Raw genomic sequence first — 4,897 nt, 5'->3', positions numbered from 1 at the left:
CGGCCCCGGCGGTCCTGGACCACCGGGTGCTGACCTCCCTGCTGGGCGCCTGGGCGCTGGCCGCCTGCGCCCCGGAGGAGGCGGCGGCCGTCGAGGACCACCTGGGCGAGTGCGGGTCCTGCGCCGACGAGGCCCTGCGGCTGCGCGAGGCGGTCGGCCTGCTCCAGCGCCCCGAGAGCCTCGACCTCGACCCCGGCCTGCGCACCCGCGTCCTCGACTCCTGCCTGGAACGCCGCCCGCCGCGCATCCCGGTCCCCGACTGGGCCGCCGCCTACGACGCCGAGACCGCGCGGCTGGACGCGCTGCTCCAGGACTTCGGCGACGCCGAGTGGCACGCCCCGGTCCGGCTGCGCTGGTACCGGGCCGACGAGGCGACCACCCGCCGGACCACGGTGGCCGGCGTGATCGCGCACCTGCTGACCGTCGACGGGATGGTCGCCGTCGCCCTCGGCCTCGACGACCCGCTCGGCGAGGTCGCGGCCGAGCGGCCCACCCCGGCCTCGCGCACCGAGGCGTACTGGCGGGCGGCCCACGTCCCGCACACCCGCTCGGTGCGGGCACCCTGGCGGGAACAGACCCACAACCTGGTGCGGACCGTGTCCTTCACCGGGGGCCGGACCGGCGGCCTTCCGGTGCCCTACGGCGACTTCGAACTGCCCCTGCACGACGCCATGCTGGACCGCGCCTTCGAGTGCTGGGTGCACGCGGAGGACATCGCGGAGGCCGTCGACTACCCCTACGACCCGCCCACCGGACGGCACCTGCACCGCATGGTCGACCTGGCCGCCCGGATGCTGCCCAGCGTGCTGGAGGCGCGCCGCCGCTCCGGGCTGGCCGCCCCCGTCGGACGGCACCTGGTCGCCGCCGGTGAACCGGGGCGCAGCCTGCGGCTGGAGATCGAGGGCTCCGGCGGCGGGGAGTGGCTGATCCCGCTCGACTCCCCGGCCGCGAAGGGCTCCGCCGAGCACGAGGTGGCGCACGTCGCCCTCGACGGCGCGGAGTTCTGCCGCCTGGCCGCCGGACACGTCACCCCGCAGGAGGCGGCGGCCGGGCAGGTCGGGGACCGGGAGGCGATCCGGGACGTGCTGTACGCGGCGGCCAGCCTGAGCCGCATGTGACCGGCCCGCCGACGGTGAGCGCCGGGCCGGCCGGTGTCCGGGCGGCCGGTGTCTAGGCGAAGACGACCGTGCGGCGCCCGTTGAGCAGGATCCGGCGCTCCGCGTGCCACTTGACCGCGCGGGCCAGGGCCTGGCACTCGACGTCACGGCCGATGGCGACCAGCTGGTCGGGGGAGACGTCGTGGCCCACCCGCTCGACCTCCTGCTCGATGATCGGACCCTCGTCGAGGTCGGCGGTGACGTAGTGCGCGGTGGCGCCGATCAGCTTCACGCCCCGGGCGTGGGCCTGGTGGTACGGCTTGGCGCCCTTGAAGCTCGGGAGGAAGGAGTGGTGGATGTTGATGATCCGCCCGGAGAGCTGCTTGCACAGGTCGTCCGACAGCACCTGCATGTAGCGGGCGAGCACGACCAGTTCGACCCGCTCCTCGCGGACGATCTCCAGCAGCTTCGCCTCGGCCTCGGGCTTGGTGTCCTTCGTCACCGGGATGTGGTGGAAGGGGATGTTGTACGAAGCCACCAGCTCGGCGAAGTCGGTGTGGTTGGAGACCACTCCGGCGATCTCCACCGGCAGCGCCCCGGTCCGCGCCCGGAACAGCAGGTCGTTCAGGCAGTGCCCGAAGCGGCTCACCATCAGCAGGATGCGCATCTTCTCGTCGGCCCGGTTGATCTGCCAGTCCATCTGGAAGGCGTCACCGATGGCCGCGAAGCTGGCCCGCAGCTTGTCCACCGTCACCGGGGCCTCGGCGGAGAAGTGGACCCGCATGAAGAACAGTCCCGTGTCGTGGTCGCCGAACTGCTGGCTGTCCTCGATGTTGCAGCCGGTCATGAACAGGTAGCTCGACACGGCGTGCACGATGCCCTGCTTGTCGGGGCAGAACAGGGTGAGGACGTACTGGTCGGCCGGGGCCCCGGCTCGGGTGGACTGCTCGCTCATGCGGGCAAGGGTCCCATACGACGGCGCCCGGCCGACGGGCCGTTCCGCTACGCGGACCGCGTCAGGATGTGCAGCACCTCGAGGGTGCTGGGCGGGGTGTCGGGGTCCTCGCCGTCGCTCGCCGCCATCCGCACGTGCGCGTCCCGCGCCGCCCGGACGGCCTCCGGCCAGCCCGGGTGCTCCAGGTAGGCGGTGACGGGCGCGTCCGGACCCACCTGGTGCATGATCCGCAGCACCCGCAGCACCGCCGTGTCGACGAGCGCCGCCTCCTGGGAGTCGCGGAAGATCGTGCCCACGTACTTCTCGGCGGACCAGTTGTCCAGCCAGGTGTCCTCGACCAGCCGGTAGACCGCGTCGGTGACGTCCCCGTAGCCGTCCACCCCGGCCAGCCAGACGTCCCGCTGGAACCCGGGGTCGGAGAGCATGTGCAGCGCGGAGCGCACATTGCTGCGCCAGCGCCACCACGGCATGTCGTTGAGTGGCATGCCGCCCATGGTGGACGAGCGACGGCCGCGACGGGAAGTGTTCTCCGAACCCTGCACGGTCGTCGATCGTACGTTTCCGCCCTCCACGCCCGGCACCTGCCCCCGTAATTCACCTCCGCGTCACCGGGCGTCGACCAAGCGTCACCGCCGGGTTGGCGGGGTGAGGGAATCGTGCGGGGCCATGACCGGCAGGCGACCCATCCGCAGCAGCGTCCTCTCCCGTCTCCTCCCCCGGCGCGTCAGAGCCGGCGCGCCGGCCACCGGGGCACTCGCGCTGTGCGCGGCGCTCGTCGCGGGCTGCGGGGTCGTCCCCGGTGCCACGGGGGCCTCCGGGGACGACCCGATCACCGTCATGACCTGGGCACCGGAGAGGACCGGCGCCACCGACAAGCCCGGCATGCCCGCCTTCGCCCGGGCCTACGCCCGCTGGGTCAACGAGCGCGGCGGCCTCGACGGCCGCCCGCTCAGGGTGCTGACCTGCAACGAACGCAACGACAGCGTCACCGCGGCACGGTGCGCCCGGCGCGCGGTCGAGGAGGACGCGGTCGCCGTCGTCGGCTCCTACAGCCAGCACACGGACGCCTTCCTGACCACCCTGGAGGGCGCCGGCATTCCCTACATCGGCGGCTACGGCCTCACCGACGACGAGTTCACCAGCCCGCTGTCCTACCCCGTCAACGGCGGCCTGCCCACGCTGCTGGCCGGGCTCGGCCGCACCCTCGCCGACCGGTGCGGGCCGGTCGCCCTCGTCCGGCCCGACACGATCGCCGGCGACCGGCTGCCGGCCCTGCTCGACTCGGGCCTCCGGGCGGGCGGCCACGCCCCGACCGAGGACCGGCGGGCACCGGAGGACGCCACTTCCTACGGCGACGAGGTGCGCCACGCCCTGGAGGGGGCCACCGCCGGAACCGGCCGGCCGGGGTGCGTGGTGCCCGCGCTGGGCGACGGCACCCGCACCTTCATGGACTCCTTCCGCCGGGCCCGCCGGGCGTTCCCCGAGGTGCGCACCGGGACCGTGCTGGGCAGCGTCGACCAGAGCACCGTCGACGCGTCCGGCGGGGCGTCCGGGCCCTACGAGGGGTCGTTCGTCACCGGCTGGTACCCGCACGCCGGTGACGCGCGCTGGGCGCCCCTGAGGGAGGTCGTCGAGGAGGCCGCGTTCGGCGACAACCGCATCGACCCGGGCGACGCGGGGGTGCAGACGACGTGGATCGCGTACACGGTGCTGCGGCAGGCGGTCGAGTCGCTCGGCGGCGGGGAGGTGAGCGCCCGCACGGTGCACGACGCCCTGCGGAACGGCCTGGAGGTCACCACCGGCGGCCTCACTCCCACCCTGAGCTGGCCCTTCCAGGGCAGGCTGGCCGCGGTCGGCTACCCCAGGCTGGCCAACGCGCAGGTGTCGCTGCAGGTGGTCCGGGACGGGCGGCTGGTGTCGGCCCGGGAGGGCTTCACCGACGTGACGCGGACGCTGCTGGAGGCGGGGCTGTGACGTGCCGCCGGGGCGGGCGCGGGCGGGAGCCGCCTGTCCCGTTGCCGGGCGGCGACGGGTCCGGCGGGGGCCGCATGGGGGTCGGCCGAGGGGTCCGGCGGGGATTCGGCCAGGGGTCCGGTCAGGGGGAGCTCCCCCGCGCCCGCCGCCGTGGCGCGGGGTGCGGCCGCCCGCGCCGGTCACAGCTGGGTCGGCTGGCGCTCCGTGAGGCCGTACTGCTTGGCGATCGCGTTCCACAGCCGGGCGGCCTTGCCCTTCTCGACGGTCGCGGTGCCGCTGGCCCGGTTGCCGGCCCGGGTCTGCCCGGTGGTGCGGGCCTGGCCCTTCTTGCAGCCCCGCTTGCCGGCCGTCTGGTCGGCCCAGGCCGCGTAGTGGTTGTCGGCCGCCTCGGACGCCCGCCAGGCCTTGGTGAGCGCGGTGGTCAGCGCCTGGTGGTCGGGCAGCTTGTCGACGGACAGCTCGGAGAGGTCGGTGACCAGCTGGTTGCGCTGCCCGGCCGCGTCCCGCAGGTCCTTGGCCGCCTTGGCCAGGTCCTTGCAGGACTTCACGTCGTTGACCGCGTTGATCACGGTGGTCCGGCTCTCGCCGCTGTGCGCGAGCAGCTTGTCCAGCTCGACCGCCTGCTCCCGTGCCGGGTCGACGCTCGGCGTGGGGGACGGCGGGGCGCTCGAGGGGGCGGTGGCGGAGACCGGCTGGTTGTCGCCGCCCTTGTCGTCGCTGTCGCCCCCGCCGCCGAGCAGCGCGCCCGCGCCGACACCGAGGACGGCGATGCCGACGCCGACAGCGGCCAGCAGCGGCACCCGGGATCCGGTACGGCCGCCCCCGCCGCCGGATCTGGAGGCACGCCGACCGCCGCCACCGCCGCCCGGGC

At 74.7% G+C, this 4,897-nt stretch carries 4 protein-coding genes and 1 pseudogene; 2 read left to right on the top strand and 3 right to left on the bottom strand.

Annotated features, from left to right (window positions below):
• The coding region (locus tag G3I53_RS10175; RefSeq protein ID WP_239063738.1) for a zf-HC2 domain-containing protein at nt 1-1,118 on the top strand (1,118 nt) is incomplete at its 5' end.
• Nucleotides 1,119-1,170: 52 nt separating this feature from the next.
• Here the strand turns inward: G3I53_RS10175 and purU are convergent.
• Nucleotides 1,171-2,052, bottom strand: a complete 882-nt coding sequence (gene purU / locus G3I53_RS10170) for a formyltetrahydrofolate deformylase (RefSeq protein ID WP_164333916.1) — start codon at nt 2,050-2,052, stop codon at nt 1,171-1,173.
• A 47-nt stretch (nt 2,053-2,099) separates the two neighbouring features.
• Nucleotides 2,100-2,537: a hypothetical protein gene (locus tag G3I53_RS10165; protein ID WP_239063736.1), complete on the bottom strand. Its 438-nt coding sequence runs from the start codon at nt 2,535-2,537 to the stop codon at nt 2,100-2,102.
• Nucleotides 2,538-2,718: 181 nt separating this feature from the next.
• On the opposite strand from G3I53_RS10165, the gene G3I53_RS10160 reads away from it, so the two are divergent.
• Nucleotides 2,719-4,026, top strand: coding sequence for an ABC transporter substrate-binding protein (locus G3I53_RS10160; RefSeq protein ID WP_164333918.1), 1,308 nt, complete (start codon nt 2,719-2,721; stop codon nt 4,024-4,026).
• Between the two features lie 179 nt (nt 4,027-4,205).
• On the opposite strand, the pseudogene G3I53_RS10155 reads toward G3I53_RS10160, so the two are convergent.
• A pseudogene (locus tag G3I53_RS10155) lies at nt 4,206-4,897 on the bottom strand (hypothetical protein); the annotation flags it as partial.

This window comes from Streptomyces sp. SID14436, assembly GCF_010548465.1.
Classification (GTDB): domain Bacteria; phylum Actinomycetota; class Actinomycetes; order Streptomycetales; family Streptomycetaceae; genus Streptomyces.
Note: the sequence above shows the minus strand (reverse complement) of the source record. Positions and strands in the feature narration are given on the sequence as shown.

What these genes read in the sequence shown, in the direction of transcription:
- purU (WP_164333916.1), bottom strand. Translation starts at nt 2,052, where the DNA reads ATGAGCGAGCAGTCCACCCGAGCCGGGGCCCCGGCCGACCAGTACGTC.
- G3I53_RS10165 (WP_239063736.1), bottom strand. Translation starts at nt 2,537, where the DNA reads ATGCCACTCAACGACATGCCGTGGTGGCGCTGGCGCAGCAATGTGCGC.
- G3I53_RS10160 (WP_164333918.1), top strand. Translation starts at nt 2,719, where the DNA reads ATGACCGGCAGGCGACCCATCCGCAGCAGCGTCCTCTCCCGTCTCCTC.